The organism is Burkholderiales bacterium, assembly GCA_035560005.1.
GTDB lineage: Bacteria > Pseudomonadota > Gammaproteobacteria > Burkholderiales > Eutrophovitaceae > DASRFY01.
The window spans coordinates 1-26,775 of the sequence record DATMAN010000009.1; the positions used below are offsets into that span (position 1 = coordinate 1).

Annotated in this window: 27 protein-coding genes and 1 other RNA gene; 8 read left to right on the forward strand and 20 right to left on the reverse strand. The window is 65.3% G+C overall.

The genetic code is table 11. From position 1 onward, the window contains the following. Positions 1 to 94: 94 nt before the first annotated feature. The 13 genes from murC to rnpB all read right to left on the reverse strand — a co-directional run bounded on the left by murC (position 95) and on the right by rnpB (position 13,351). Positions 95 to 1,501 carry a UDP-N-acetylmuramate--L-alanine ligase gene (gene murC, locus VNM24_00655; GenBank protein ID HWQ37108.1) on the reverse strand — a complete coding sequence of 469 codons (1,407 nt, stop codon included), beginning with the start codon at positions 1,499 to 1,501 and terminating at the stop codon, positions 95 to 97. Beyond that, positions 1,498 to 2,574, reverse strand: a complete 1,077-nt coding sequence (gene murG / locus VNM24_00660) for an undecaprenyldiphospho-muramoylpentapeptide beta-N-acetylglucosaminyltransferase (GenBank protein ID HWQ37109.1) — start codon at positions 2,572 to 2,574, stop codon at positions 1,498 to 1,500. The genes murC and murG overlap by 4 nt, the downstream gene beginning before the upstream one ends. Next, complete coding sequence (ftsW, locus tag VNM24_00665) at positions 2,571 to 3,740, reverse strand: putative lipid II flippase FtsW (GenBank protein ID HWQ37110.1); 1,170 nt, start codon at positions 3,738 to 3,740, stop codon at positions 2,571 to 2,573. The genes murG and ftsW overlap by 4 nt, the downstream gene beginning before the upstream one ends. Beyond that, the gene (gene murD / locus VNM24_00670; GenBank protein ID HWQ37111.1) at positions 3,737 to 5,119 is read right to left on the reverse strand and encodes a UDP-N-acetylmuramoyl-L-alanine--D-glutamate ligase; all 1,383 of its coding nucleotides are present in this window, start codon (positions 5,117 to 5,119) and stop codon (positions 3,737 to 3,739) included. The genes ftsW and murD overlap by 4 nt, the downstream gene beginning before the upstream one ends. After that, positions 5,097 to 5,282: a hypothetical protein gene (locus tag VNM24_00675; protein ID HWQ37112.1), complete on the reverse strand. Its 186-nt coding sequence runs from the start codon at positions 5,280 to 5,282 to the stop codon at positions 5,097 to 5,099. The genes murD and VNM24_00675 overlap by 23 nt, the downstream gene beginning before the upstream one ends. Before the next feature lie 122 nt (positions 5,283 to 5,404). Beyond that, positions 5,405 to 6,490, reverse strand: coding sequence for a phospho-N-acetylmuramoyl-pentapeptide-transferase (gene mraY / locus VNM24_00680; GenBank protein HWQ37113.1), 1,086 nt, complete (start codon positions 6,488 to 6,490; stop codon positions 5,405 to 5,407). After that, on the reverse strand, positions 6,490 to 7,860 hold the full coding sequence (gene murF, locus VNM24_00685; GenBank protein ID HWQ37114.1) for a UDP-N-acetylmuramoyl-tripeptide--D-alanyl-D-alanine ligase: 1,371 nt from the start codon (positions 7,858 to 7,860) through the stop codon (positions 6,490 to 6,492). Before murF ends, mraY begins: the two co-directional genes overlap by 1 nt. Further along, positions 7,853 to 9,352, reverse strand: coding sequence for a UDP-N-acetylmuramoyl-L-alanyl-D-glutamate--2,6-diaminopimelate ligase (locus tag VNM24_00690; GenBank protein HWQ37115.1), 1,500 nt, complete (start codon positions 9,350 to 9,352; stop codon positions 7,853 to 7,855). The genes murF and VNM24_00690 overlap by 8 nt, the downstream gene beginning before the upstream one ends. Continuing rightward, entirely contained in the window at positions 9,349 to 11,064 is a 1,716-nt protein-coding gene (locus VNM24_00695) for a penicillin-binding protein 2 (protein HWQ37116.1), read from the reverse strand. The genes VNM24_00690 and VNM24_00695 overlap by 4 nt, the downstream gene beginning before the upstream one ends. A gap of 8 nt (positions 11,065 to 11,072) precedes the next feature. Next, positions 11,073 to 11,354, reverse strand: a complete 282-nt coding sequence (gene ftsL / locus VNM24_00700) for a cell division protein FtsL (protein HWQ37117.1) — start codon at positions 11,352 to 11,354, stop codon at positions 11,073 to 11,075. Further along, the gene (gene rsmH / locus VNM24_00705) at positions 11,351 to 12,271 is read right to left on the reverse strand and encodes a 16S rRNA (cytosine(1402)-N(4))-methyltransferase RsmH (GenBank protein ID HWQ37118.1); all 921 of its coding nucleotides are present in this window, start codon (positions 12,269 to 12,271) and stop codon (positions 11,351 to 11,353) included. Before rsmH ends, ftsL begins: the two co-directional genes overlap by 4 nt. A 9-nt stretch (positions 12,272 to 12,280) precedes the next feature. After that, positions 12,281 to 12,724 (reverse strand): division/cell wall cluster transcriptional repressor MraZ, encoded by a 444-nt coding sequence (gene mraZ, locus VNM24_00710; GenBank protein ID HWQ37119.1) that lies wholly within the window; start codon positions 12,722 to 12,724, stop codon positions 12,281 to 12,283. 254 nt (positions 12,725 to 12,978) lie between these two features. Then, an RNA gene (gene rnpB, locus VNM24_00715) (RNase P RNA component class A) lies at positions 12,979 to 13,351 on the reverse strand. Positions 13,352 to 13,560: 209 nt separating this feature from the next. Here rnpB and VNM24_00720 point away from each other — a divergent pair. Continuing rightward, positions 13,561 to 14,073, forward strand: a complete 513-nt coding sequence (locus VNM24_00720) for a DUF1269 domain-containing protein (GenBank protein ID HWQ37120.1) — start codon at positions 13,561 to 13,563, stop codon at positions 14,071 to 14,073. A 184-nt stretch (positions 14,074 to 14,257) separates the two neighbouring features. On the opposite strand, the gene VNM24_00725 is transcribed toward VNM24_00720, so the two are convergent. From VNM24_00725 to rsmI, 3 genes are read right to left on the reverse strand one after another with little or no spacing between them, the layout of a single operon-like run. Then, positions 14,258 to 14,977, reverse strand: a complete 720-nt coding sequence (locus tag VNM24_00725; protein ID HWQ37121.1) for a hypothetical protein — start codon at positions 14,975 to 14,977, stop codon at positions 14,258 to 14,260. Between the two features lie 12 nt (positions 14,978 to 14,989). Beyond that, entirely contained in the window at positions 14,990 to 16,033 is a 1,044-nt protein-coding gene (pyrC, locus tag VNM24_00730; GenBank protein ID HWQ37122.1) for a dihydroorotase, read from the reverse strand. Positions 16,034 to 16,089: 56 nt separating this feature from the next. Continuing rightward, on the reverse strand, positions 16,090 to 17,001 hold the full coding sequence (gene rsmI / locus VNM24_00735) for a 16S rRNA (cytidine(1402)-2'-O)-methyltransferase (GenBank protein HWQ37123.1): 912 nt from the start codon (positions 16,999 to 17,001) through the stop codon (positions 16,090 to 16,092). On the opposite strand from rsmI, the gene VNM24_00740 reads away from it, so the two are divergent. The 4 genes from VNM24_00740 to VNM24_00755 are packed head-to-tail and all read left to right on the forward strand — an operon-like array spanning position 16,996 to position 19,658. Further along, complete coding sequence (locus VNM24_00740; GenBank protein HWQ37124.1) at positions 16,996 to 18,096, forward strand: penicillin-binding protein activator; 1,101 nt, start codon at positions 16,996 to 16,998, stop codon at positions 18,094 to 18,096. The genes rsmI and VNM24_00740 overlap by 6 nt on opposite strands. Beyond that, a complete protein-coding gene (locus VNM24_00745; protein HWQ37125.1) occupies positions 18,093 to 18,431 on the forward strand; it encodes a YraN family protein in 339 nt (112 codons plus the stop codon). Before VNM24_00740 ends, VNM24_00745 begins: the two co-directional genes overlap by 4 nt. Before the next feature lie 60 nt (positions 18,432 to 18,491). Then, positions 18,492 to 19,082: a phosphoheptose isomerase gene (locus tag VNM24_00750; GenBank protein HWQ37126.1), complete on the forward strand. Its 591-nt coding sequence runs from the start codon at positions 18,492 to 18,494 to the stop codon at positions 19,080 to 19,082. Next, positions 19,083 to 19,658 carry a BON domain-containing protein gene (locus VNM24_00755; GenBank protein HWQ37127.1) on the forward strand — a complete coding sequence of 192 codons (576 nt, stop codon included), beginning with the start codon at positions 19,083 to 19,085 and terminating at the stop codon, positions 19,656 to 19,658. Here the strand turns inward: VNM24_00755 and VNM24_00760 are convergent. Next, positions 19,633 to 21,090: a deoxyribodipyrimidine photo-lyase gene (locus tag VNM24_00760; protein HWQ37128.1), complete on the reverse strand. Its 1,458-nt coding sequence runs from the start codon at positions 21,088 to 21,090 to the stop codon at positions 19,633 to 19,635. The two genes, VNM24_00755 and VNM24_00760, sit on opposite strands and share 26 nt — an antisense overlap. Further along, positions 21,090 to 21,386: a hypothetical protein gene (locus VNM24_00765; GenBank protein HWQ37129.1), complete on the reverse strand. Its 297-nt coding sequence runs from the start codon at positions 21,384 to 21,386 to the stop codon at positions 21,090 to 21,092. The genes VNM24_00760 and VNM24_00765 overlap by 1 nt, the downstream gene beginning before the upstream one ends. Before the next feature lie 499 nt (positions 21,387 to 21,885). On the opposite strand from VNM24_00765, the gene VNM24_00770 reads away from it, so the two are divergent. The 3 genes from VNM24_00770 to VNM24_00780 all read left to right on the forward strand — a co-directional run bounded on the left by VNM24_00770 (position 21,886) and on the right by VNM24_00780 (position 25,366). Next, positions 21,886 to 22,812: a cobalamin B12-binding domain-containing protein gene (locus VNM24_00770; GenBank protein ID HWQ37130.1), complete on the forward strand. Its 927-nt coding sequence runs from the start codon at positions 21,886 to 21,888 to the stop codon at positions 22,810 to 22,812. 311 nt (positions 22,813 to 23,123) lie between these two features. Beyond that, a complete protein-coding gene (rfaE2, locus tag VNM24_00775) occupies positions 23,124 to 23,603 on the forward strand; it encodes a D-glycero-beta-D-manno-heptose 1-phosphate adenylyltransferase (protein ID HWQ37131.1) in 480 nt (159 codons plus the stop codon). Between the two features lie 35 nt (positions 23,604 to 23,638). Beyond that, on the forward strand, positions 23,639 to 25,366 hold the full coding sequence (locus VNM24_00780) for an ABC transporter ATP-binding protein/permease (protein ID HWQ37132.1): 1,728 nt from the start codon (positions 23,639 to 23,641) through the stop codon (positions 25,364 to 25,366). A 22-nt stretch (positions 25,367 to 25,388) separates the two neighbouring features. Here VNM24_00780 and VNM24_00785 read toward each other — a convergent pair whose 3' ends face one another. Continuing rightward, positions 25,389 to 26,024, reverse strand: coding sequence for an SPOR domain-containing protein (locus tag VNM24_00785; GenBank protein HWQ37133.1), 636 nt, complete (start codon positions 26,022 to 26,024; stop codon positions 25,389 to 25,391). Beyond that, positions 26,021 to 26,764, reverse strand: a complete 744-nt coding sequence (locus VNM24_00790) for a type III pantothenate kinase (protein HWQ37134.1) — start codon at positions 26,762 to 26,764, stop codon at positions 26,021 to 26,023. Before VNM24_00790 ends, VNM24_00785 begins: the two co-directional genes overlap by 4 nt. Between the last annotated feature and the right edge of the window lie 11 nt (positions 26,765 to 26,775).

Below are 26,775 nucleotides of genomic sequence, written 5' to 3' on the forward strand. Positions count from 1 at the left end.
GCCGACCCGCCAGCTGGTGTGCTTGCACATCGGCTCGTTGGCGAGCAGTCTGCCGCGCAGCAGCTCCGGTCCTTGCATATCGGCCATGTCCATGTCAGCCCTTGAGCAGGAAACCCGGCACGCCGCTGATCGACCCGGCCCCCATGGTAATCACGACATCGCCCGCCTTGGCAGTGGCCAGAATCGCCGTGGGCAGTTCCTGAATCGATTCGACGAAGATCGGTTCCACCTTGCCGGTCACGCGCACAGCGCGCGCCAGAGCCCGGCCGTCGGCCGCGACGATGGGCATCTCGCCGGCGGCATAGACCTCGGTGAGCAGTAGCACGTCGACCGAAGAGAGCACCTTGACAAAGTCCTCGAAGCAGTCACGCGTTCGCGTGTAGCGGTGCGGCTGAAAGGCGAGCACGATACGTCGGCCGGGAAAGGCGCCGCGCGCGGCCGCAAGCGTGGCCGCCATCTCGGCCGGGTGATGCCCGTAATCGTCGACCAGCGTGAAACTGCCGCCGCCGGGCAGCCGAAGTTCGCCGTAGCGCTGGAAACGACGTCCTACGCCCCTGAACCCGGCCAGCGCGCGCACGATGGCCTCATCGGTGGCACCCAGCTCCATGCCCACCGCGATCGCGGCGAGCGCGTTCTGCACGTTGTGACGGCCCGGCAGGTTGAGCACGATGGAAAGGTCGGGCAGTGCCTGCTCGTGGCCGTTGGCACCCGTGCGGCGTGTGACCCGGAAGCGCATCTGCCCGCCGGCATCTGTCACGTCGACGGCCCGGACCTGCGCTTGCTCCGAAAGCCCGTACGTGGTTACCGGCTTGGTGATGATGGGAATCAGGCTGCGCACATTGGCGTCGTCCACGCATAGCACCGCCATGCCGTAGAAGGGCAGGTGCTCGACAAACTCGAGAAAGGCGTGGCGCAGCCGCCCGAAGTCGTGGCCGTAGGTCTCCATGTGATCGGCGTCGATGTTGGTCACCACCGCCAACACCGGCTGCAGGTAAAGAAAGGAGGCATCCGACTCGTCGGCCTCGACCACGATGAATTCGCCACTGCCGAGCCTGGCGTGCGAACCGGCCGCCTCGAGCCGGCCTCCAATCACGAAGGTCGGATCCATGCCGGCTTCGGCAAGCACGCTCGCCACGAGACTCGTCGTCGTGGTCTTCCCGTGCGTGCCCGCTACCGCTACGCCCTGCTTGAGCCGCATGAGCTCCGCCAGCATCATGGCGCGCGGCACGACCGGAATGCGCCTGAGCCGAGCGGCCGCAACCTCGGGATTGTCAGGCTTGACCGCGGTGGAGACCACCACGGCATTGGCCGCCGACACGTTCGCCGCGTCGTGACCGACGTGAATCCTGGCCCCCAGTTGCCGTAGTCGCTGCGTGGCCGCGCTCTCCTGCAGGTCCGACCCGCTGACCTCGAAGCCGAGGTTCAGCATCACCTCCGCAATGCCGCTCATCCCGGAACCGCCGATCCCGACGAAGTGCACGCGCTTGACCTTGTACTTCATGCGGCGGCCTCGCAGCAGTCCGCGACCTGGCGTGCGGCGTCCGGCTTGCCCAGCGCCCGCGCCCTAGTGGCCATCTGCAGCAGGCGTTCGCGAGTGAAGCCCAGCAGCAGATCGCACAGGCGGCGGGGCGTGAGTTCGCTTTGCGGCAGCAGCACCGCAGCTCCAGAGTCGGACAGATGGCGCGCATTCGCGGTCTGGTGATCGTCCACCGCGGACGGAAAAGGGACCAGCACGCTGGCCACGCCCGCAGCCGCCAGTTCCGCGACCGTCGTAGCGCCCGCCCGGCAGATCACGAGATCGGCATCGGCATAGGCGCCCGCCATGTTCTCGATGAACGTAACCACCCGCGCCTCGATACCGGCTTCGCGATAGGCCACCTCCAGTTCCTGCAGATGTGCGCGGCCAGACTGATGAGTGAGCCGCGGGCGGACCGATTCGGGCATTAGCGCAACGGCGCGCGGCATCGTCTCATTGAGCACGCGTGCGCCCAGACTGCCGCCGATCACCAGCAGCTGCAGCCGCCCCGAGCGTCCCGCGAAGCGCTGCTCCGGCGGAGCCAGCCCGGCGATCGCCTTGCGCACCGGGTTACCGGTCCAGACGGATTTGGGCAGCACACCCGGAAAAGCAACCAGCACGTGATCGGCGACTTGGGCAAGCACCCGGTTCGCGAGTCCAGCGACCGCATTCTGCTCGTGGATCACCAGCGGGCGCAGAAACAGTGCCGCCATCATTCCTCCGGGAAAGGTGACGTAGCCGCCCATGCCCAGCACGACGTCGGGCCGCACGCGAAATAACACGCGCGCGCTCTGAAAGAAGGCGATCAGGAGATTCAGCGGCAGTAGCGCGAAGCGCAGCAGCCCCTTGCCGCGCAGTCCGCCGAAGCGGATCCACTGCACGGGGTAGCCGTACGACGGCACGATCTGACCCTCCATGCCGCCGCTCGCGCCCAGCCATACCACGCGCCAGCCGCGCGCCGCGAGTTCCTCCGCCACCGCGAGCGCCGGGAAGATATGGCCTCCGGTTCCGCCGGCCATGATGAGAATGGTGCGCGACTGCGGGCGCGACGCGATCACAGCGAGTACCCCTTCATCATCTGCCGATTCTCGTAGTCGACCCGCAACAGCAGGCCGATCGCCATGCAGTTGGCGAGCAGGGCGCTGCCGCCGAACGAGATGAAGGGCAGGGTAAGGCCCTTGGTCGGCAGCAACCCCATGTTGACGCCCATGTTGATAATGGCTTGCGTACCTAGCCAAATGCCAACGCCCTGCGCCACCAGCGCCGAGAAATACCGCTCCAGCCTCGCCGCACGGTTGCCGATCGCAAAAGCGCGCAGCGTAAGCCAGGCGAACAGCGCAATGACCAGGGTCACGCCGACGAGTCCGAGTTCTTCGGCGATCACCGCCAGCACGAAATCGGTATGTGCCTCTGGCAGGTACAGCAGCTTCTCCACGCTCGCGCCGAGCCCCACGCCCCACCACTCGCCGCGTCCGAAGGCAATCAGCGCGTGCGAGAGCTGATAGCCCTTGCCGAACGGATCGGACCAGGGGTCCATGAACCCCAGTACGCGCTGCATGCGATACGGCGAGGTCCAGATGAGCGCGATGAAACCGAGGATCAGCAGGATCTTCAGCACTGCGAAAAGCCGCCAGTTCATGCCACCGAGAAACAGCACGCCCATGGCGATCGCCGTGATCACGGCAAAGGCGCCAAGGTCCGGTTCCTGCAGCAGCAGCGCGCCGGTCAACAGCATGACCAAGAACATGGGCAGGAACCCCTTGCGAAAGCTTGACATGTGCGCTGCCTTGCGCACCGTGTAGTCCGCCGCGTAGAGCACCACGAACAGCTTGGTCAGCTCGGAGGGCTGCAGGTTGAGCGCGCCGAGCGGGATCCAGCGCTGGCTGCCGTTGACCTCGCGCCCTACCCCCGGAATGAGCACAACGACCAGCAGTCCTGCGCCCAGAAGGAACAGATACGGCGCGACCGCCTGCCAGAAGCGCATCGGCAACTGCAGGGCGATCGCACCCGCGGCCACCGCCGCCGACGCGAAGATCGCGTGGCGGACCAGGAAATAGTGCGGGTTGCCGCCGGAGAGCCGACTGCTTTCGGCGATGGCGATGGAGGCCGAATAAACCATTACGAGCCCCAGCGCGAGCAGCAGCGCGCAGATCCAGACCACGACGGCATCGAAGTCGGGCTCCGACGGAGCGTGCTGAACCCGCGCGCCGAGCAACCCATTCACCGCCGCGCCTCCAGGCTTCTCACCGCCTCCAGAAAGACCTGTGCGCGGTGTTCGTAGTTGCGGAACATGTCGAAGCTAGCGCAGGCCGGGGAGAGCAAGACCGCATCCCCTGGACGCGCCAAGCGGAACGCCTGGTGCACCGCTTCGCGCATATCGATCGCCCGCGTGGCGGTGACTCCGCTGCCCTCGATGGCGCGGGCGATGAGCTCACGGTCCCGGCCGATCAGTACGACGGCGCGAGCATGCTTCGCGACCGCCTCCTTGAGCGGCGAGAAATCCTGTCCCTTCCCGTCCCCGCCGAGTATGGGCACGCACGGTTGGGCCATGCCCTGCAGCGCGGCCACGGTGGCGCCGACGTTGGTGCCCTTCGAGTCGTCGTAGAAAGACACGCCAGCGATCTCGGCAATCCTCTGCACTCGGTGCGGCAGACCGCGAAAATCGCGCAGCGCCCTGAGCAGCGGCGGATAGGACAGGCGGATTGCACGGCACAAGGCCAGTGCCGCCAGCGCGTTGGCGGCGTTGTGCAAACCCGCGACCTGCAGCTCCGAGACCCTCATCAAAGTCTGCGTCCCTTGCGCGAGCCAGGTCTGCCCGTCCGCCTCGCGCAGGCCCCAGTCACGTTCTCCCGCGGGCTGGTCCAGTCCGAAGGTGAACACGCAACGCCCTGGCAGCGCCATCGCCCGCGACCATGGGTCCTGGCGATTCACGATCTGCACGCCGCTGCCGAAGTAGACGCGCGACTTGGCCTGCGCGTATTCGCGCATTCCGGGATAACGGTCGAGATGGTCCTCGCTCACGTTGAGCACCACCGCTACGTCGGGATTGAGCGATTGGGTGCTCTCCAACTGGAAGCTCGACAGTTCCAGCACGAACACGTCCGGTCGGCGCCGACGGCCAGTGTCGATTTCGCTGATGGCATCGAGAATCGGCAGTCCGATGTTCCCGGCGATCAGGGTGCGAATGCCAGAGGCCTTGCACATCGCTCCCACCATTTCGGTGACGGTGCTCTTGCCGTTGGAGCCAGTGATGGCGATGACCCGGGCTCCGGCGAACTCCTCGCGAATGCGCGCGAACAGCTCGATGTCGCCGACGATCGGCACGCCACGCTCCTGCGCCTTGCGCACGAGCGGCTCGAACAGCGGCACGCCGGGACTGATCGCGACGATCTCGGCATCCTCGAACGTGCGCGGTTGAAACGGACCGAGGTGCATGGCGACCTCGGGCAGTTCCGCGCGCAGTTGCTCTGCCAATGGAGGAGTTTCGCGCGTGTCGGCGACCGTCACGGAGGCACCTCGGCGGACCGCGAAGCGCGTCATCGACATCCCGCTCGCGCCCAGGCCCAGAACGAGAACCCGCTTATCTTTCAGATCCAGGGCCACGACGCTCCTTCATCGCGGCCTGCAGGCGCAGCAAACGCACCGCCCCGACGTCCTCCTCTTCGTCGGCTGCGATTTCCTCGAGCGCCATCTGTTGCAGCAGCAGTCTCGGGGGTACGTCGGCCTCGCGCCGCAGGAACAATCGACTGAACTGTTCGAAAGTCATGGTTTCCTTAACCTCTTATCGGCGGATGGGTTGTCATGGCCCGGACGCCGCCGGGCGGCGGAACGGCGCCCGGCGCACCCCTAGGCGCCTTGGCCGTTGTGGAAGACGATCCGCATGGCATATCAGCGCAGCTTCAGCGTCGAGAGTCCAACCAGCACCAGCATCATCGTGATGATCCAGAAGCGGACCACGACCTGGTTCTCTTTCCAGCCTTTGAGCTCGTAGTGGTGGTGCAGCGGTGCCATTCGAAAGATGCGCTTTCCGGTGAGCTTGAAAGAGGCGACCTGCAGCATGACCGACAGGGTCTCGATCACGAACACGCCGCCCATGATTAGCAGCACGATTTCCTGCCGCACGATCACTGCGATGGTCCCCAGTGCGGCACCCAGCGCCAAGGCGCCCACGTCTCCCATGAAGACTTCGGCCGGATAGGCGTTGAACCAGAGAAAGGCGAGACCGGCACCGGCCATGGCCGCACACAGGACCGTCAACTCTCCCGCGCCGGGGATGTGGGGAAAGCCCAGATAGCGCGAGAACACCGCGTGCCCCGCCACATAGGCGAAAACCCCGAGTGCGCTGCCGACCATGACGGTGGGCAGAATCGCCAGCCCGTCCAGCCCGTCGGTCAAGTTCACCGCGTTGCTGGTGCCCACGATCACCAGATAGGTGACGATCACGAACCCGGTCATGCCCAGCGGATACGCCACCTGCTTGAAGAAGGGCACGATCAGCTCGGTCTGTGCGGGGACGGTCGCGCTCAGGGACAGGTACAGCGCGGCAGCCAGTCCGAGCACCGATTGCCAGAAGAATTTGGCGCGCGCCGACAGTCCCTTCGAGTTGCGCTGAACCACCTTGCGGTAGTCGTCCACCCAGCCGATGGCCCCGAAACCCAGTGTGACGATGAGCACCACCCAAACGTACTTGTTGGTGAGATCGGCCCACAGCAGCGTGGTGATGGCGATGGACACCAGGATGAGGGCACCGCCCATGGTTGGAGTGCCCGCTTTGGTCAGATGCGTCTGCGGACCGTCGTCGCGCACCGCCTGTCCGATCTTGTACGCGGTGAGCCTGCGGATCATTCCCGGGCCGACGAAGAAAGACATGACCAGCGCCGTGAGCGTGGCTAGGACAGCCCGCAAGGTGATGTAGCTGAAGACATTGAACGCCCGTACGTCCTGCGCCAGCCACTGCGTGAGCCAGAGCAGCATCAGCGTCCCTCGCGCGCGCGCTCGGAGGCGCTGATGAGCGCTTCCACCACGCGCTCCATGCGCATGAAGCGCGAGCCCTTGACGAGTAACACGGTCTGCCCATCGATCGCAGACTTCAGAGCATCGAGCAATGCCTCGACCGAAGCGAAGTGCACCGCGCCCGCTCCGAAGCTGCGCACCGCGGCCTCGCTCGCCTCGCCCAGCGCGAAAAGCCGTTCCACACCGGCGCGTCGGGCGAAGCTGCCCACCTCGGCGTGCATCGCGCCGGCTCCTTCGCCCAGCTCGCCCATGTCGCCCAAGACGAAGAGCCGCCTCGCGCTGTAGGCCCCGAGCACCGTCAGCGCCGCCTTCGTCGATTCCGGATTGGCGTTGTAGGTATCGTCGATCAGCAGCGCGCCGTTGGGCAGTCGACGCAGCTGCAACCGACCCTTGGTTCCCTGGTACCCGGAGAGTCCCGTGGTGATGGCCGGCACGGCAATCTCGAGCGTCCAGGCGGCGGTCGCGGCGGCCAATGCGTTCTTGACGTTGTGCAGGCCGGGTACGGCCAGGCGCACGACGAACTCCTCACGGGGCGTGTTCACGGTGACCAGGCTCCCGCCCTCGCTCAGCTCGTAGCGCGCGCGCACGGTGGCGCGCTTGTCCAGTCCGAAATCGACCACGCGCCGGCCCTTGGCCAGCCCGCGCCAGTAGTCTGCAAACGCGTCATCGCCGTTGATGATCGCCGTGCCTTGCCGCTGCAATCCCGCGAAGATCTCGCCCTTGGCGCGCGCGATGCCTTCCACCGATCCGACCTCTCCGATGTGAGCCGTGCCGGCGTTGTTGATCAGTGCCGCGCTCGGACGCGCCAGCCGGGACAGATAGGCGATCTCGCCAAGGTGGTTCATGCCCATCTCCACCACTGCATAGCGATGTGCAGCGCGCAATCCGAGCAGCGTCAGCGGGACGCCGATATCGTTGTTCAGATTGCCTTGTGTGGCCAGTACGGCGTGTTCGCCGGCGTAAGCGCGCAGCGCGCTGGCGAGCATGTCCTTCACGGTGGTCTTGCCGTTGCTGCCGGTGATCGCGACCAGCGGAATGTGAAACCGTTCGCGCCACCAAGATGCGAGCCGGCCCAGCGCCAAGCGCGTATCGTCTACGATCAGCAGAGTCAAGCCGGCGGCTGCCGGGACCTCGCTCACCATGGCCGCCACCGCGCCCGAGCGCCTCGCCTGCTCCACGAAACGATGACCGTCGAAGCGCGGGCCTTTGAGCGCGACGAAAAGATCGCCTTCGCGGATGTCCCTGCTGTCGGTGCTCACCCGCCTCACCGGCACGTTGCCTCCGACCAGCCGGGCATCGATTGCGCGCGCGGCTTGCGTCAGGTCAAACACGGCGCGCCTTCCTGCGGCCGCGAGCGAGCATCGCCCGCGCGATTTCGGCATCGTCGAATGGCACTCGCTCGCCGCGGATTTCCTGGTAAGTCTCGTGGCCCTTCCCGGCGAGCAGCACGATGTCGCTCGGCCGCGCCTGCGACAGGGCATCGAGGATCGCGCGCTCGCGGTCCGGTTCCGCGTGATAGCCCGCGTGCGCGCCGGCGACGATTTCCTCGATGATGGCGCGCGGGTCCTCCGAGCGCGGATTGTCGCTCGTGATCACGCAGCGGTCGGCAAGCCGCGTGGCGATCTCCCCCATTACGGGGCGCTTGCCTCGGTCGCGATCGCCGCCGCAGCCGAACACGCAGTGCAGCCGTCCTCCCGGCGGCAGCAGGCCGCGCAACGTCTGCAGCACCTTCTCCAGGGCATCGGGCGTATGCGCGTAATCCACCACGACCAGCGGTGCATCGTCGAACCGGACCGTCTGCATTCTTCCGCGCACCGGTTGCAGCCGGCCCAGAGCCGCGATCGCGTCCTCCAGCGCGACTTCACAAGTCATAAGCACGCCCAACACGCCGAGAAGGTTGTGGGCGTTGAAGGCGCCCAGAAGCGGGCTTGCCAACCGCGCCGCGCCCCAAGGCGTGGTGATCTCCAGCTTCAAGCCCTTGCTCGACAGGTCGAGCTTGTGGCCGGCGATCTCCCCACTGTTCATGCCGTAACTGAGGACGTTGATCCGCGTGCGGTCGATGCGCCTCGCGAGCCGCATGCCGAAATCGTCGTCCAGATTCACCACCGCGTGCTTTAGCTCCGGCCATTCGAACAGTCTGGCCTTGGCTTCGCCATAAGCTTCCATGCTGCCGTGATAGTCGAGGTGGTCGCGCGTGAGGTTGGTAAACAGCGCAACGTCGAAACGCACGCCGTTCACGCGCCCCTGTTCGATTCCGTGCGACGAGACTTCGATGGCGACCGCCCGGGCGCCCTGTTCGCGAAAGGCGCACAGTTGGGCCTGCAGAGACACCGGATCCGGCGTCGTCGTCGGACCCGTAGCGACTGCCCCGGGAAAGCCGCTGCCGAGGGTTCCGATTACCGCAGCGCGACGCCCGAGGAATGTCATGGCCTGCGCGATCCAGTGCGAACAGGAAGTCTTGCCGTTGGTGCCGGTGACACCCGCCACCCAGAGTTGCCTGGAGGGCTCGCCGAAGAACTGCGCGGCGACGAAACCCGCGCGATGGCGCAAGCCGGGCACGGGCCAGTTGGGTATCGCGATCGCGGGACGCGTCTGCAGTCCTTCGGGTTCCCACAGCACTGCGCAGGCACCGGCGGCGACGGCTTGCGCGATGAAATGCCTGCCGTCGTATCGTTCCCCGGGATAGGCGAGGAAAAGATCTCCCGGTCTGACCTTGCGGCTGTCGATGGCGATGCCGCCGGGCACGACCCCGAGCGCGCGGAGCGTACCCAAATCGAAGCGATCCTCCGACGCGGTGGACACCGCGGGGCGCTGCGCGTTCATGCCGCCTCGCGTACCAGCCAAGCCGTGCGCGCGGGCAACGTATGCTGCAGCGCATCGGGTGCGATGTCGAGCAGGCGCAGCGCTCCGGCCATGATGCGGCTGAAGACCGGCGCGGCAACTTCGCCGCCGTAGTATTGGCGTCCGGCGGGCTCGTCGATCATCACGGCGATCACCAAGCGCGGGTCGGACACCGGGCCGATGCCCACGAAAGACGAGATATAGCGGTCGGTCGCATAGGCACCGTCGAGCGGCTTGTGCGCCGTTCCGGTCTTGCCGGCGACACGATAACCGGTGACCTGCGCCTGCAACGCCGTGCCTCCCGGCTGAGTGACCGACTCCAGCATCGCGCGCACCGCGCGCGCGGTGCGCGCCGAGAGGACGCGCTGCGCTGTCACGGCGGTTTCGCGCCGAACAAAGGAAATCTGGGGCAGTAGTCCGTCGGTGGCGAATACCGCGTACGCCCTCGCCAGCTGCAACAGGCTGACGGAGATGCCGTGGCCATAGGACACGGTCGCCTGCTCGATCGGTTTCCAGTGCTGATAGGCGCGCAGCCGGCCCGCTACCTCTCCCGGAAAACCCGAGCGCGGCGCCGCTCCGAACCCAACCGCCGTCAGGAGACTCCACAGATCGCGCGGCGGCATCGCCAGCGCGATCTTGGCCGAGCCCACGTTGGAGGATTTCTGGATGACTTGCGAGACGCTGAGCAGTCCCTCCGGATGCGGGTCGCGTATCGTGCGATTACCGATTCTCATCCACCCCGGGGCGGTATCGATCACGCTGCGCGCGCTAACCAGTCCTGCCTCCAGCGCCGCCGCCGCGGTGAACGGTTTGAGCGTGGAGCCCGGTTCGAACAGGTCTACCACCGCCCGGTTACGGGTGCGCTCGGCGCTCAGGGTCTCGCGGTTGTTGGGGTTGAAGCTCGGCCAGTTGGCGAGTGCCAGCACCTCACCCGTCTTTGCATCGAGCACCAATACGCTGCCCGCGCGCGCGCCGTGCTGTGCCACCGCCTCTTTCAGCTCGCGGTATGCCAGATACTGGATGCGTGAATCGACAGCAAGCTGCAGGCTCTTGCCCTGCTGGGGCGCCGCAATGTTTTCCACGTCCTCCACGATGCGCCCCAGCCGGTCTTTGATGACCCTCCGGCTGCCCGGCTTGCCGGCAAGCCACTCCTGATAGGCCAGCTCGATCCCTTCCTGGCCCTTGTCGTCCACGCTGGTAAAGCCGAGCAGATGAGCAGTGACCTCCGCCGCCGGGTAGTAGCGCCGGTATTCCCGCCTGAGAAATATCCCGGGAAGACCGAGGCTGACGATCCTGGCGGCCTCGTCGGGGGGCAGATGGCGCTTCAGATAGACGAAGTCGCGGCTTTCGCTCGAGAGCCGGCGCTGCAGCTCCTTCGGCGCGAGCTTGAGCAGTTTCGAGAGCTTCGCGCGCTGCTCGGCGGAGAGTTTCGCATCGGCTGGGGAGGCCCACACCGACTCCACCGGAGTGCTCATGGCGAGCGGTTCACCGTTGCGGTCCACGATGGCACCCCGGTGCGCCGCGATTTCGATGACGCGGCTGTAGCGCGACTCTCCTTTTTCCTGGAGGAAGTCCTTGTTCAGCCCCTGGAGATAAAAAGCCCGCGCCGCCAATACCATGAAGGCCGCGAATACCAGCAGCAGGAGCAGGCGTGCCCGCCACACGGGCAGGCGCACGCCTAGGGCCGGGTTCACGGAGGCTCTCATGGCTTGGACGGCGCGGGAGGGGGAGGAACGACACGCACCTGCGCGGCCAACGGCACTCGCATCTGCAGAGCGCCGGCGGCAATGCGCTCGACGCGAGAGTGGGTAGCCCAGGTGCTGCTTTCGAGTTGGAGCCGGCCGTATTCGACTTCAAGCTGCTGTGCCACGGACTGCTCCTTCTGTAGTTCGACGTAGAGCTTGCGGCCCTGATGGCGCGAGGCAACCAGCGCCAGCGCGCAGGCAATCAGTATGAGCAGCAGCACGAGATTGACGCGGATCACGCGGCCACCCGCTCGGCAACCCGCATGACCGCGCTGCGCGCGCGCGGATTGGCGCGAATTTCCGCGTCGCCGGGCCTCGTCGCGCGGCCGATCAGCTTCAGTCTGGGCGCGGGCATCTCGCGGGCGCGCAACGGCAAATGCCGGGGCACTTCGGGCTGCGCCTCGGATCGCATGAAGCGCTTGACGATGCGATCTTCGAGCGAGTGGAAGCTGATCACGACCAGCCGCCCACCCACCCTCAGGGCTTCGACGCACTGCGGGAGGGTCACCTCCAGCTCTTCGAGCTCCTGATTGAGGTAAATCCGTATAGCCTGAAAGGTGCGCGTCGCCGGGTTCTGGCGTGGTTCGCGCGTGGGAACGGCTTCTGCCACGATCTGGGCAAGTTGCCGTGTACGGTGAACAGGCTGCCGCGATCGAGCCGCAACAATCGCTCTTGCAATCTGCTTAGCAAACCGTTCTTCGCCATAGCGCCGGATGACCTCCCCAATTTCTTCTTCCCGTGCCTGCCCGAGCCATTGAGCGGCGGACACGCCCGATCCCGGATCCATGCGCATGTCCAGTTCGCCGTCCTGTTGAAAGCTGAAACCGCGCTCGGCATCGTCCAGTTGTGGCGATGACACGCCGAGATCGAGCAGCACGCCGTCCACCAGGGCCGCGTCGTGCTGCTTGAGCACACTGCGCAAGCGGCTGAAGCGTGCATGCACGACGCTCAGGCGCGCGTCGCACAGCGCCTGTCCCGCCGCGACCGCGTGAGGATCACGATCCATGGCGATCAAGCGGCCCCGCGGCCCCAGGCGCGCGAGAATCTCGCGGCTGTGCCCGCCGCGCCCGAAAGTGCAGTCGATGTACACCCCCGCAGGCTGGATCTGAAGCGCCGCGAGCGCTTCGGTGGCGAGTACCGGCTGGTGCGAGGTCATGGCGAGCGCTCACAGCGAGAAGTTCTCCATTCCCGGTGGCAGCTTCTCGGGGGCATTGGCGAGCTGCTCAAGTTGTTGCTCCCAAGCGCTCTGACTCCAGATCTCGAAGTGGCTGCCTTGGCCCACCAACATCAGCTCCTTGTCGAGGTTGGCAAATTTGCGAAGCGCTGGAGAGATCAGCAACCGACCAGCGCCGTCCAGCTCGAGTTCTTCCGCGTAGCCGATCAGAAGCCGCTTCCATAGGGAGAGCTGGGGATCGAAGCTGGGGAAGGCCATGATGCGGCTGCGGATTGGCTCCCACGCCGCGAAGGGATAGAGCAGCAGGCACTTGTGAGGATGTGCAGTGAGCACAAGCTTACCTTCGCTGCCAGCCTGCAAGCGGTCCCGGTGCTTGGTGGGCACCGCCAACCGGCCCTTTGCGTCAAGGCTGAGAGAGGTCGCTCCCTGAAACATGTTCCCCCTGTGCGGGATGCCACGGTTTTTACTGCTTTTCCCACTTTTTCCTACTTTCCCCCACTCTAGTGCAAAGAAACGCCATGGTCAAGCAGTCACTGCTGGGATTTTTTAGGCGGGACAAAGACTTACAAACAGGAGTTGAGTCGTCGGCTGACGACAAGACACTCCTCTTGACGGAACAGTAGCTTAGATCATCAATCTGAAGTGGTTTATAGAAACGAACCGCAGCAACACCCAACCAAAACGGTACGGCGGGAAGCCAGCCTGTAAGCCGGGTTCTGTCCTGCACCTTTCGGCGCAGTGGCAGCCATTCATCTAGGCCGCCGGTTACCCGGCGGCTCGAGCGACCTACCCGGGAGCAGCGCGAGCCACGCTCTCGCTCCCCTATTTGGTCTTGCTCCGGATGGGGTTTGCCTTGCCGTGAGGTGTTACCACCTACGCGGTGAGCTCTTGCCTCACCTTTTCACCCTTGCCCGTACCTGTCGCCAGGCCGTCGGCGGTTTGTTTTCTGTGGCACTTTCCATCGCCTCGCAGCGTCCGGCCGTTAACCGGCATCCTGCTCTGCGGAGCCCGGACTTTCCTCCATACCCGCGCAAGGGGTACGGCGACTGCCCGGCCAGCTTCCCTGCCGCATCCTAATCGACTTCGGACCAGCCCAGGGCCGGGACGTTCCCCCGCGGTCCACTCAAGGGGTAGCTAAATGAGCCGGGGGCCGTTGCGGGAAGCTCCTCTTGAAATCCCGACTGATACGAGCTATTCGGTAAAGCAAAGAAGGCAAAACGGAGCCGCGCAGGCTCTCAGGGAGCCACCGCTTTCGCAAGGAGAGGCCCACCATGAGGCGGAGGTTATATTTCGTACTGCCCGATTTGCCGAGCGCCGAGCAGGCGGTCCGTGACCTGCTGCTCGCGCGTATCGAGTTCCGACGTATCCACTGCCTCGCCAAGCGCGGGGTGTCGCTGGGAGAGCTTCCCGAAGCAGGGGTTCTGCAGAAAACCGACTTGGTCCACGGCGCCGAAATGGGCATCGGATTGGGCGGCCTCGCAGGAGTCGTGCTGGCCGCGCTCGCGATGCTGTTCTCGGCCGAGGCGCGGCAATTGTCGCTGGCATTCATACTCGTAGCCGGTCTCGGTGGCGCCGTTTTCGGAGCCTGGGTCGCAGCCATGGTCGGCGCCGGTGTACCGAATTCAAAGCTGCGTCCGTTTCAGTCGGCGCTCGACTCCGGTCAGATCCTGCTCATGGTCGACGTGCCCTTCACGCGTGCTGACGAGATTCGCGAACTGATCGCCCGGCGTCATCCCGAAGCGGTGCCCGGTGGCATCGAGCCGACGATTCCCGCTTTTCCGTGAATCCGAACCGCGGCAGACTAGCGCCGGGTGGAGTACCGTCATCACGGCACCAGGGGTGCGAGAAAGCTGGATGTGTGCCGCTCCGGGGCCCCGCCCACGGCGGAGCTTCGTCTAAGCGCAGCTCCCCCGAAGGATCGTTCGACCGCGGCGCGAACGCGATGCCGTTCGCGCCGTTGTTCCTTCGCTAGAAGCGCAGCGCCAGCTTGGCGCTGTAGGTCCAGGCATCGCCGGTGCGATCCGCTTCGCCGGCGACGCTGAAGATCCCGAGCGCGACGTTCAGGCCAGCGAAGTACTTGTTCAGCCCGAAGTCCTCTTCGCTCGGCGCTGTCGTCGGCAAGTTCTTCGGCGTGCTGGTCACCCACACTCTGCCCACTCCCGCATAGGGCGTGAGAAACGCAAAACCCTTGGAGATCGACAAGTCCAGCGCGCGGGTGTCGATGTCGAGCTGCTCCACCCCGGTCAATCGGGTCAGGCTGCCGCGCAGCGCCAACGCCGGCAGCGCGGTACCTCCCTTGACAATCGCGTAGCGCAGTTCAACGCCCCAGAGTCTGACATCGACCTCCGGCACCGCGCTGTAGGAAGCTCCCACGTCGAAGCCGAAAGGCAGCCCTTTGTGCACGTGCAGCCTCGCGATCGGGAGGGCGGCGGGCACATCCTCCGAGGTGGCTTGCTCGAGCGCGTCCGCAGCCTGCAGATCGGTCACGCTCACTTCCACGCCGAGGTCGAAGCCGGCAGCTCCCAGCGGCTCGGCCGGCACCAGCGGCTTGTAGGAAAGCGCCGCCCCGAGATCCTCGGACAGGGCGCGGAACTGCGCCTGCTGCAGATTCTGCAATTGATCGATTTCCGCCGCCGCGACGCTTGTAGCCATCATAACAACTGCAATCGCCACCGTGACCCAGCGCATATCCGACCTCCTTCAGTGTGATTGATCCATCAGCCGCCACGCCACCTGCTGGCCCGCGCGCAGCGGCACCAGCTCGCTCTCGCCGAAGACAAGCCGTTCCGGTACCGTCCACGGCTGCTTCTGCAAGGTGATCGTCTCGGCGTTGCGCGGCAGACCGTAGAAATCCGGCCCATGAAGACTGGCAAAGCCTTCCAATCTGTCCAGTGCGCCGGCCGCCTCGAAGGCTTCGGCATACAGTTCGATCGCCGCGTGCGCAGTGTAGATTCCAGCGCAGCCGCATCCGGCTTCCTTCTTTGCGCGCTCGTGCGGAGCACTATCGGTTCCCAGGAAGAACTTGCGGTTGCCGGACACAGCTGCCCGCACGAGCGCCCTGCGGTGTTCTTCCCGCTTCAGCACCGGAAGGCAATAGTGATGCGGCCGCAGCCCACCTTGGAACAGCGCATTGCGGTTGAGCAGGAGATGATGGGCCGTGATCGTGGCCGCGATGTTGGCGGGCGCTGCTTGTACGAATTCCACCGCATGCGCCGTGGTAATGTGCTCGAGAACGATCCTCAGCGCGGGCAGGCGCTCGACAAGTTTGGGAAGCTCGCGCTCGATGAAGACGCGCTCACGATCGAACACATCGACCGACGCATCGGTCACTTCGCCGTGGATGAGCAAAGGCAGACCCTGCACCGCCATTTCCTCCAGTGCGGCGAAGCACTTTCGGATATCGGTCACTCCCCACTCGGAATGCGTGGTGGCGCCTGCAGGATAATACTTCACCGCGTGTACGATACCGCTCGCCTTGGCCCTGCGGATTTCTTCGGGTCGGGTGTTGTCGGTCAGATACAAGGTCATCAGCGGCGCAAACCTGTGCCCGTGCGGAATTGCCTCCAGGATCCGGGCACGGTAGTCCAGCGCCTGAGCGGTGCTCGCGATCGGCGGGTTGAGATTGGGCATTACGACGGCGCGGCCGAAGCGGCGCGCCGTGTCTGCCACCGCGCTGCGCATCGCGGTCCCGTCGCGCAGATGCACGTGCCAGTCATCGGGACGAGTAATGCAGAGCCGATCCATCTTCCTTTGCTCGATGCCGGACTCAGCGAAGGCCTGCCGACCAGTTCGCCAGTTCTTCAGGCTCGCGGCTTGCGCTTCGTTTCGCCATTCGTCGCTCCTCGCTTCTCGTCGCTTTTTATCTCAAGAGCCAGCCTGTACAGCCTTGCTTTCGGGGCTCCGGTGATCTTTGCAACGAGCTTTGCAGCCTGCGTGGTCGAAAGCTCTCCCAGCAGCGCGCGCAGCATGCGCTCGGCATCCGGGTCGATCGACGTTTGCGGGCGTACGTGCGCTCCCTCGACCAGCAACACGAATTCTCCACGGCCACGTTCCCGGTTCTCCGCAATCCAGCCAACGGCCTGCGCCAGCGTGCATTCATGCACTTCCTCGAACAGCTTGGTCAGCTCACGGGCGATCACCACGCGGCGGTCCGCGCCGAACGCGCGTGCCATGTCCTGCAACGTCTCGACGACCCGATGGGGCGCCTCGAAGAACACCATCGCGTCCTGCGCGCTCGCGAGCGCTTCGAGCGACCTCGCGCGCTCGCTCCGCTTGGCTGGCAGGAACCCCGCAAACAAGAACCTCGGCCACGCGATCCCGCAGACCGACAGCGCGGCGGTAAGCGCGCTCGGGCCGGGCACCGGCATGACGCGGAAACCTCGCTTCCTCGCCCATGCGACGACCCGCGCGCCGGGGTCGCTCACGCCCGGAGTCCCCGCGTCGGTCACTAGCGCAACCGATTTGCCGGAGGACAGCAGCTTGCCGATGCCCTCGGCGGCTGCGCGCTCGTTGTGCTGCCGAACGGAAATCGGACGCGCGGAGATTCCGTGCCGGGCGAGCAGCTTCTGCGTCTGGCGCGTATCCTCCGCGGCAATCACGTCGACGCTCGCCAAGACGTCGAGTGCACGAAGCGTGACATCGCGCAGGTTTCCGATGGGCGTAGCGACCACATATAATGTGCCGCCTCTCACCTCGTCTTCAGCGTTATGCAACTTCGCTTGGTCCCGTGGCTGCTGCTCGCGCTACTATACTGGGCGAGCGTTCCGTTCGCCATTCAGCCGGCGGCCGCGCAGGAGGAGCCATCGCGGCCGGATGGCGTTTTGCTCACACAGCCGCACATCGCGATCATTCTGCCTTTGCAGTCCGTATCTTTCGGCAAGCACGCCGACTCGGTGCGGCTGGGCGTGTTCGCCGCGGCCGGCCTGCAACAGGATGCACTGCCGGTGGTGGTGTACGCGACCACCGAGGAACCGGCGCGCATTCTCGACGCGTATCGGCGCGCCATTTCCACCGGGGCGCTGGCCGCGATCGGCCCGCTGACGCGCAACGGCGTCTCCTCGCTCGCCTCGAGCGGGCAGGTCTTGGTGCCGACCATCGCGCTCAATGCGCCGGAAACGGACATCCGCCTTCCGCCGCAACTCTACGTGTTCGGGCTGCAGATCGAATCCGAAGCACGGCAGGTTGCGAGATACGCGCTCAAGCAGGGTGGCAAATCGGTATTTGTCGTCATGCGCGACGCCGCACTGGACCGCCGCATCGCGCAGGCCTTCACCGATGAGTGGAGACGCCTCAGGGGCACGATCGCGGAACAGTTCGTCTACACGACGGAGGTCGCCGCTCTGGCCAAGCTGCGCGAGCGGCTGGCCACCACCTCCGCCGACACCATTTTCTTGACGGTAGACGCCGCCCGCGCCCGCTTTGCGCGTCCCTATCTCGGGAGCCGGCAGAGCATCTATGCCACTTCGCTGGTGTTCGCGTCGAACGCGGATCCGCTGGAACTGTACGATCTGGACGGCGTCCGTTTCCTCGACATGCCCTGGCTGCTGCAGCCCGATCATCCCGCGGTCATGAGCTACCTGCGGCCGGAGATCCAGACCCGGGCACTGGACCAGGAGCGCTTTTACGCCTTGGGGATCGACGCCTATCGCATCGCGCGCGCGCTCCTCGACGATCCGGGCTGGCGCGGACCGCTGGATGGCGTCACGGGTACCATCGCTCTCGAGGCAGGGCAGCACTTTTCGCGTGCGCTCGTTCCGGCCCAGTTCGTAGGCGGCACGGTGCGCCCGCTGCACGCTGCGCCGCAATGAGCGACGCGGGCCAGCAAGCGGAGGACGTCGCGCTCGCCTATCTCGAGCGGCAGGGAATGAAGCTGCTCGAGCGCAATTATCGCTGCCGGCTCGGCGAGATCGATCTGGTGATGCGTGAAGGCTCGGCGCTGGTTTTCGTGGAAGTGCGACTTCGAACCTCCAGCCGGTTCGGTGGGGCGCTCGAAAGCATCACCGCCTTCAAGCGCCGGCGCCTGCTCAGCGCCGCCAAGCATTACATGTCGGCTCGCGGTGCGCTGGCGGAATGCCGTTTCGACGCCGTGTTGCTGGACGGCGACGGCAAGCTGTGCTGGCTGCGAGACGCCATCAGTGAGTGAGCATTCGATTCGGCAGGCCTTGTGCAATAATTCGCCTGCGCAAACGACCTGGCCGTGCAGATGGATCTTCTTGCCCGCATCAACCAGCACTTCGCTGACAGCGCGCACCTGAAGCTCCGCGCCATGGAGCTGCTGTCGGAACCGCTAGCGCGGGCTTCGGAGCGCATGGTCCGATGCCTGATGAAGGAGGGCAAGATCCTGGCTTGCGGCAACGGCGGGTCGGCCGCCGACGCGCAGCACTTCGCGGCAGAACTGCTGAACCGCTTCGAGATGGAGCGGCCGCCGCTTGCCGCGGTCGCACTGACGACCGACACGTCGACCCTGACTTCGATCGCCAACGACTACGACTACAACCAGGTGTTCTCCAAGCAGGTCCGGGGGCTCGGCCATCCGGGCGACGTGCTGCTCGCCATTTCCACCAGCGGCAATTCACCCAACGTGATCGAGGCGATCCGCGCCGCCCACGACCGGCGAATGACGGTGATCGCGCTGACCGGAAAGGGCGGAGGCAGAACATCGGAAGAGCTGAATGCCGACGACATTCACATCTGCGTCCCGGCGGACAAGACGGCGCGTATTCAGGAAGTACACCTGTTGTGCCTGCACTGCTTGTGCGATGCTATCGATTGCCTTCTACTCGGAGCGGAGTAAATGAGAGCCAGCCTGCACGTTCCCCTGCTCGTCGCGACCGCGATCCTTTCTCTTCAGGCTTGCGCGCCGTTACTCATCGGCGCCGGAGTCGGCGCCGGCGTGATGATGGCGGAGGATCGCCGCACTGGCGCGACGATGCTGGAAGACCAGACCATCGAAATCAAGGCTGCGAACCGGATCAAGGAGCGTTTTGACGACCAGGTGCGCGTGAACGTGACCAGCTTCAACCGCTTCGTCCTGCTCACCGGTCAGGTTCCGAGCGAGGAGATCAAGAATGAGGTCGCTCTCCTGGTGCTGGAAGTGCCCAACGTACGCAATGTTCAGAACGAACTGGCGATCGCCGGGGCAACCTCGCTCATGGCCCGCAGCAACGACGGCCTGCTCAGCACGCGCGTCAAGGGTCGCCTGGTTCAGAACAAGAACGTCAGCGCCAACCACGTGAAAGTGGTGACCGAAAGCGGGACCGTGTATCTGATGGGCCTTGTCACCCGAGCCGAAGCGGAAGAAGCGGCTCAGACGGCCGCCACCACCGGAGGCGTGCAGCGGGTAGTCAAGGTGTTTGAATATCTTGACTGACCGACCTGTGCTCGCGCGCCATGCCGTAGATTTCCAGCGTCCGCTGTCGCGCGTGGCTGTGATCGACTAGCGGCGCTGGATAGTCCTTCCCGACGAGGCAGCCTGCCGTGTGCTGCACGTCGCGCGGCATCATCCAAGGTTCGTGGATGTATTCCGCGGGCACCCGGGCGAGCTCCGGAAGATAACGCCGGATGAATTCGCCTTCGGGATCAAACTTCTTCGATTGCAGCACCGGATTGAGGATACGGAAATAGGGCTGCGCGTCGCAGCCGGTGGACGCCACCCACTGCCAGTTGCCGTTGTTGGCCGCCAAGTCGAAGTCGTTCAGGCGGGCGGCAAAGTAGCGTTCGCCCAAGCGCCAGTCCACGTGCAGATCTTTGACCAGAAACGACGCAGCGATCATGCGCAGGCGGTTGTGCATGTAGCCGGTCTGGTTGATTTGGCGCATCGCGGCGTCGACGATGGGGTACCCGGTGCGCGCCTCGCACCAGGCGGCGAAATGGCCAGGCGGGTTGGGGAAGCGCAGCGCCTCGCGGCGCGGCTGAAAAGCCCGTTCGCTGACGTACGGGAAGTGGTGCAGGATCGCGAAATAGAATTCCCGCCAGATCAGCTCGACGAGCCATGCGCGCGCGCCATCGCTGTCGTGCGACCAGGCTGCGCGCACCAGCTCCCGGATCGACGCTGTGCCGAAGCGAAGGTGCACCGACAAGTAGGAAGGACCGTGGAGCGCCGGGTAATCGCGCCGTTGCTGGTAGGCGTCGATCCGCGCGAGAAATTCGTCGAACAGCACCCGCGCACCGGACGTCCCGGCCGGTAGGCCGAGCCGTCCCAGATCGGTCGGCACGAACCCCAGATCCTCGAGTGTCGGCATCCTGGATTCGGGCGCAGGAGCCAGTGCATCCCGGTGGCGCTCGACCGGCCAGGACCTCAAGTACGCCGGCGCGATTCGCGCGAGCCACGCGCGCCTGTATGGCGCAAAGACGGTGAACGGCGTGCCCTGAGTGGTCAGAATCTCGTCGGGATCGAAAATAACCTGATCCTTGAACAGATGCAGCGTGCGCCCGTCGGCCAGGAGCCGCGAGCCCACTGCTTCGTCGCGCGCCCTGGCCGCTGGTTCATAGTCGCGGTTGGCGAACACCGCGCCCGCGGACAGTCGCGCCGCGATGTGCGGAATCGCATCGCGCGCCCGGCCGTGAAGCACGTGCAGGCCGCCTCCGATGCGCTCCAGGGCGAGCTTGAGCTCGCGCACGCTGCTCCAGATGAACTCCACCCTGCGGTCGGCGCGAGCGACCAGCGCGTCGAGAATTTCAGTGTCGAACACGAAGACACAGTGCACGCGGCGCGCGCAGCGCAGCGCCAGGGACAGCGCGGCGTGGTCGTACGCGCGCAAATCCCTGCGAAACCACATCACCACGTCGTCGTAGCGGCTCATCACGCAAGTCTGTGCGGCAGCCTGGCGTAGAGTTCTACGGCGTCCGGATAGTCGTGGCGATGGGTCGCCCTGCCATCGGAGCCGAAGCGCAGTTGGCCGACCCCGCACAACGAGTGTCCCCCGCCCCGCAGCCGCCGGATTGCGAAGCGGAATTCCCAGGGCAGGCACCAGGTCCCCCGCGTTATCCACTGCCCCAACCGAAAACTCGGCTCCGAGATTCGGTTGAACGTGTGCGGGAAAATCCACTCAATCCGTGCCACTTTGCGCATGTCGTGAAACGCATCGCTCTTGGCCATGAGGCTCAGCTTGGATCAGCTCCGCGGCAGGCGGCGCCTGCGCGTGGAACCGGCCGAACCCGAGCCGGGGAGGGAAATTTCCCGGGTTCTTGCCAGATGCTTTCGCACTGACCCAAGCTGAACCAGTATGGGCGCCACGCCCGGTTCGGCCTCTGTTCTTTCTCGGGCAACGCGCGCCCTGCGCGCGTCACTCAGCTCCGAAGCGCACAGACGTCTTGCCCAGGTTGCTTTGACCCGATGCCCTGCACTGGTGCCTGCGCCTCGGCCGGTAGTGCGCCAGCGGACAGCGCCTGCCTATGGAATGCCAAATAGGCCGCGAGGTCGGGCCAAGCCGCGCCATCCGTATGGGGTGGGCTGCCCGATGGCAGACACACCACAGCCAGCAACAACACATCAGTGCGCGCTCGCACATGAGCGTATGTCCTAGTCAGACAGTGAGCATTTCGGTAATATTGAGGCGTTCTTCCGAAGTAGTCAAAAGTTTGTCCAGGACATAATAATGGGTACGGCGCTCAAGGAAGCACTGAGCAGCATCAGCTCGGTGGAACGCGATACCGGCCTAAGCAAGGACACCCTGCGCATGTGGGAACGACGCTACGGTTTCCCGGCTCCGCTGCGCGACGCCAATGGCGAGCGGATTTACCCTTCCACCCAGGTAGAAAAACTCCGTCTGCTGAAGCGTTTGCTCGATCGCGGAGAGCGCCCCGGACGGATCATTTCGATGTCGCTCCAGGAACTCGCGGCACTCGGTGCGCAAACTGCGGAGCGCGCCGTCCCACGTCAGGACATCGAGATCTTCCTGCGGCTGATCAAATCTCATCAGCTCGGCGAACTGCGCCGCCACCTCGCGCAGGCCATGGCCCGGCAAGGCCTCCGGACCTTCGTACTGGACACGGTGGCTGCACTCAACGACGCGGTGGGCGAAGCCTGGATGCGCGGCTATCTCGCCGTGTTCGAGGAACATCTGTACACCGAGGTCATGCAAAGCCTGCTGCGCAACGCGATCGCGGGCGTGCAGACCCAGGGCGGCACGCCGCGGGTGCTGCTGACCACGCTGCCCAACGAGCTGCACGCGCTCGGCCTGCTCATGGTGGAGGCTCTGCTCACGCTCGAAGGTGCCCGGTGCATCGCGCTCGGCACCGGAACCCCGGCGCATGAGATCGTGCAGGCCGCGCAGGCTCATCGCGCGGACATCGTGGCATTGAGCTTCAGCGCGGCCTATCAGGAAACCAGGACCGTGGAAGGCTTGCGGGAGCTGCGCTCGATGCTGCCCGAGACGACCGTTCTTTGCGCCGGCGGTGCATCGGTGAGACGCATTCGCAAGGCGATCGATGGCGTATCGCTTCTGGCCGAACTCCAACAGATCCTCCAACTGGTCCAGACGTGGCGGATACAACACGCATGCGCGGCCATCGAGCAGACTTGACGACCAAGAAGAACGCGATCACCGGGTGGGGCGCGCTCCCCGCAACCGACATACCCGTGTGGTTTTCGTCCGGATATGGTCCCGACCAGCCAGGAACTCGACGCAGTGCGACGCGATTTCGACCCCTCGCTGCGGGTAACGCTGCGCGGCTCGGTGGTGCGGCGAACCGGCGATCCGGGACACCCACGAACTGCCGATCGCGGCACTGCAGGACCTGAACCGGTAGCGCAAATCGCTCGCCACGAAGGCGGCCTGAGCCTCGTCGCCCGGCGCGGGCGCGCCTGTATCATGGCGTCTTCGCACGAACCACCATGCGCCCCCCTTTCGAAGCGAAGATCTGCCCTCCTGCCGAATTGCCCCGGCGCCTTGCCACGCTGCCGCGCCCGCTGGTCTTCACCAACGGCGTGTTCGACATCCTGCATCGCGGCCACGTAACCTACCTCGCCCGCGCCCGCGCGCTGGGTCAAAGCCTGGTGGTGGCGCTCAATACCGATGAATCGGCACGACGGCTGGGCAAAGGTCCCGAACGGCCGATCAACACGCTCGAAGACCGCGTGACCGTCATCGCCGCGCTCGAAATGGTGGACCTGGTCACCTGGTTCGAGCAGGACACCCCGCTCGACTGCATCCGGCAATGCCACCCCGACGTGCTGGTCAAAGGCGGCGACTGGCCGGTCGACAGAATCGTCGGCGCAGGCGAAGTGATGAGCTGGGGCGGGCGCGTGCAGTCGATCCCATTCGAGTTCGAACGCTCCACCACCGCGCTGCTGTCCAGAATCCGCGCCTCGTAAGGTACCGCTTCAAGTCTTCGCAGAAGGGAATGAAAATGCCCGCAAGAGCCAATTTCTGGCGCGACACATGGTCGCTCGTCAAACCCTACTGGCGTTCGGAAGAGAAGTTCTCGGCCTGGCTGCTGCTCGGCGCCGTGATCGGGCTCACGCTTGCCATGGTGTACATGAGCGTGCAATTCAACGAGTGGTACAACCTCTTCTACAACGCGCTGCAGGACAAGAACAAGGATGAGACCTGGAAACAGATCGGCCGTTTCTGCGTGCTTGCGGCGATCTACATCGTGATGGCGGTGTACGCCTTCTATCTGAACCAGATGCTGCAAATCAAATGGCGGCGCTGGATGACCGACAAGTACCTCAAGGAGTGGCTGGCCGAACGCATCTATTACCGCCTGCAACTGACCGGCGCGCCGACGGACAACCCTGATCAGCGCATCGCCGAGGACCTGAAGCTGTTCGTCGACGACACGCTCAGCCTGAGCCTGGGTCTGCTCAATGCGGTCGTCACGCTGGTATCTTTCGTCGGCATCCTGTGGACCGTTTCCGGCCCGCTCACCTTTGCCTACAACGGCGGCGAGATCGTCATCCCCGGATACATGGTCTGGGCCGCGCTGATCTATGCCGTCGGCGGCAGCTGGCTGACGCACCGCATCGGCCGGCCGCTGATCGGGTTGAACTTCAACCAGCAGCGCTACGAGGCGGACTTCCGCTTCGCGCTGGTCCGTTTTCGCGAGAACAGCGAAAGCGTCGCGCTGTACGAAGGCGAACAAGACGAATTGAAGACCTTCGGCGCCCGTTTCGCCAACGTCGTGCAGAACTGGTGGCAGATCATGCGACGCCAGAAGATCCTCATCTCGTTCACCGTCGGCTACAACCAGGTGGCGGTGATTTTTCCCTTCGTCGTGGGTCTGCCGCGCTACCTCTCAGGCAGCATCCAGCTCGGCGGACTGATGCAGATCTCCAATGCGTTTGGTCAGGTGCAGGGCGCGCTTTCCTGGTTCATCGGAGCCTACTCCACCTTTGCCTCCTGGAAGGCAACCTCGGACCGGCTGCTCGGCTTCCACTATGCGATCGAGCAGGCACGCATGGACGCCGCCAGGCCCGGTGGCGTGGCCATCGGCGATGAAGAGCGCGACGAGCTGGTGATCGAGGATGTGGCGCTTAGCCTGCCCAATGGCGAGGCGCTGGTCGCGCCCTCCAGCGCTGCGGTCAAGGCTGGAGAGCGCGTGCTCATCCGCGGACCTTCGGGCTCGGGCAAGACCACGCTGTTCCGTGCGATCGCCGGCATCTGGCCGTTCGGCTCGGGACGGGTACGCCGGCCGAGGAACTTCCGGGTGCTGTTTCTGCCGCAACGTCCCTACGTGCCGATCGGCACGCTCAAGCAGGTCGTGACCTATCCGGAGAACGACGGCGCATTCACTTCCGAGCAGGTCGCCGAGGTGCTGGAAGCGTGCAGCTTGTCGCATCTTGTCGGCAGGCTGGAGGAATCGCGCCATTGGGCGCTAGAGCTATCGCCGGGAGAGCAGCAACGCATCGCGTTCGCGCGCGCATTGCTCATCAAGCCCTCCTGGCTCTTTCTCGACGAGGCCACCTCGGCGGTCGACGAAGTTCTAGAGAACAGGCTCTATCGGTTGCTGCACGAGCGGCTGCCGGACACCACGGTGATCTCGATCGGACACCGCCCTGCGCTGCAGGCGTTTCACTCGCGCAAGCTCGAACTCAAGGAAAACGGCACCGGCCTGCGCCAGTTGGTGCCGGCATGAGCACGGCGCCCAGTCGCGGTGCTCAGGCGGGACAGTTGACGGCTCTGAGCTCGGTTCCCGGAAAAAGCGCGCTCAACTCGAGCAGCCTGGCGGACTCTTCTGCAGTCGGATCGCGGATCACGAATGCGGCCTGATCGATGCGCTGGTCGCGCTGGGTCAGTTGCGCCGAGCGCACGCCCTTCGCTCTGAGCTGCGCCAAGTAGGTACGCGCCGCGTCTTCGCTGCGGAAAAGACCCAGCGAAATCGCGTAGCGCCACTGGCCGGACTCGGTCACCGGATAGAAATCGGTGACTCCGAGATTGCGCAGCTCGCCAGCCTTCCTTTCCATCGCCGCCTGCGAGCCCTGCGGCGGCATGTGCACCCACCACCTCGCCACCGCGCCGACCTCGCGCTCGCTCAGGCGCGGGCCCAGCGCGAGGCGGGCCAGCGCGTCGCGCGCCCTCGGCAGATCCGCGCTGACAAAGCCGCGCCACTCAAGGCAGGCCAAAAGAGTTCGCGCAGGCGGAGGCGCGGGCGGTTGCGACATGATCCGGATCTCCTCGGCGTTGACCTGGCGGTGGATCACCTGCGCATCCGGGTCGACGCGCACGTACCCCAGAAAGAGGTAGCCGGCGAGGCCGACGTTGAGCAACGCGAGTCCGGCAACCAGCCATCTCATTCCGGCGTCCCCGCAATGCGGATCAAGCCCTCGAGCACGAGCCTGTCGCGCACCTGCACCGGGCGGTGCAAATGGCGTGCGAGGAGCTGCGCGCTGCCGCCGCTCACCACGATATCCGGTTCGGATCCGGCTTGCGCCCACAACAGCTCGTGCATGCGTTCGATCGCCCCGCAGATGGCCTGGATCGCGCCGCTGCTGATGGCCTCGGGCGTGCTGCGCGGGAACTCGCGGAACTCGCCGCGCTGTGCGCTTAGCTGTGCGGTACTCGAAGCCAGGACATCGTGCATCAGGTCGAATCCGGGAAGAATGATCCCGCCCGGGAAGGTGCCGTCCTCCAGCAGCGCATCGATGGTCACCGCAGTGCCAGCGCAGATCACCAGGCGCGGCGCGGCGCCGAGCGCCCGCGCCGCGATCAGCGCCGCCCAGCGATCAGCACCGAGCTGGGTCGGGTCGGCATAGCGGCTTTTCACGCCGCACTGCTGGGCACGCGCGGCGACGAATCGCACCTGACGGCCCCAAGGGGCGGCGGCGGCGGCGATCGCGGTCGCCGCGACTTCGCCGGCCACGTTGGCCGAGATCACGGTGTGCGGCGCCGCCAGGCCGGCCCAGTCGTGCCGCAGCTGTTCGGCTTCCGCCAGAACGCGCCGCCCGTCCAGCACGAAATCGCAGCCGTCGTGCAACGCCCACTTCACGCGGCTGTTGCCGGCGTCGATCGCAAGAATCAGCGCATCGCTGGACACGGCAGGATTCG

Excerpts from the sequence above, each read along its gene's own strand:
- VNM24_00760 (HWQ37128.1), bottom strand. The coding sequence starts at position 21,090 with ATGAGCCGCTACGACGACGTGGTGATGTGGTTTCGCAGGGATTTGCGC.
- VNM24_00750 (HWQ37126.1), top strand. The coding sequence starts at position 18,492 with ATGGATCTTCTTGCCCGCATCAACCAGCACTTCGCTGACAGCGCGCAC.
- murC (HWQ37108.1), bottom strand. The coding sequence starts at position 1,501 with ATGAAGTACAAGGTCAAGCGCGTGCACTTCGTCGGGATCGGCGGTTCC.
- VNM24_00770 (HWQ37130.1), top strand. The coding sequence starts at position 21,886 with ATGGGTACGGCGCTCAAGGAAGCACTGAGCAGCATCAGCTCGGTGGAA.
- rfaE2 (HWQ37131.1), top strand. The coding sequence starts at position 23,124 with ATGCGCCCCCCTTTCGAAGCGAAGATCTGCCCTCCTGCCGAATTGCCC.
- VNM24_00720 (HWQ37120.1), top strand. The coding sequence starts at position 13,561 with ATGAGGCGGAGGTTATATTTCGTACTGCCCGATTTGCCGAGCGCCGAG.
- VNM24_00690 (HWQ37115.1), bottom strand. The coding sequence starts at position 9,352 with ATGAACGCGCAGCGCCCCGCGGTGTCCACCGCGTCGGAGGATCGCTTC.
- VNM24_00745 (HWQ37125.1), top strand. The coding sequence starts at position 18,093 with ATGAGCGACGCGGGCCAGCAAGCGGAGGACGTCGCGCTCGCCTATCTC.
- VNM24_00765 (HWQ37129.1), bottom strand. The coding sequence starts at position 21,386 with ATGGCCAAGAGCGATGCGTTTCACGACATGCGCAAAGTGGCACGGATT.
- rsmH (HWQ37118.1), bottom strand. The coding sequence starts at position 12,271 with ATGACCTCGCACCAGCCGGTACTCGCCACCGAAGCGCTCGCGGCGCTT.
- VNM24_00675 (HWQ37112.1), bottom strand. The coding sequence starts at position 5,282 with ATGACTTTCGAACAGTTCAGTCGATTGTTCCTGCGGCGCGAGGCCGAC.
- VNM24_00725 (HWQ37121.1), bottom strand. The coding sequence starts at position 14,977 with ATGCGCTGGGTCACGGTGGCGATTGCAGTTGTTATGATGGCTACAAGC.
- mraZ (HWQ37119.1), bottom strand. The coding sequence starts at position 12,724 with ATGTTTCAGGGAGCGACCTCTCTCAGCCTTGACGCAAAGGGCCGGTTG.
- VNM24_00780 (HWQ37132.1), top strand. The coding sequence starts at position 23,639 with ATGCCCGCAAGAGCCAATTTCTGGCGCGACACATGGTCGCTCGTCAAA.
- mraY (HWQ37113.1), bottom strand. The coding sequence starts at position 6,490 with ATGCTGCTCTGGCTCACGCAGTGGCTGGCGCAGGACGTACGGGCGTTC.
- VNM24_00755 (HWQ37127.1), top strand. The coding sequence starts at position 19,083 with ATGAGAGCCAGCCTGCACGTTCCCCTGCTCGTCGCGACCGCGATCCTT.
- VNM24_00785 (HWQ37133.1), bottom strand. The coding sequence starts at position 26,024 with ATGAGATGGCTGGTTGCCGGACTCGCGTTGCTCAACGTCGGCCTCGCC.
- VNM24_00740 (HWQ37124.1), top strand. The coding sequence starts at position 16,996 with ATGCAACTTCGCTTGGTCCCGTGGCTGCTGCTCGCGCTACTATACTGG.
- pyrC (HWQ37122.1), bottom strand. The coding sequence starts at position 16,033 with ATGGATCGGCTCTGCATTACTCGTCCCGATGACTGGCACGTGCATCTG.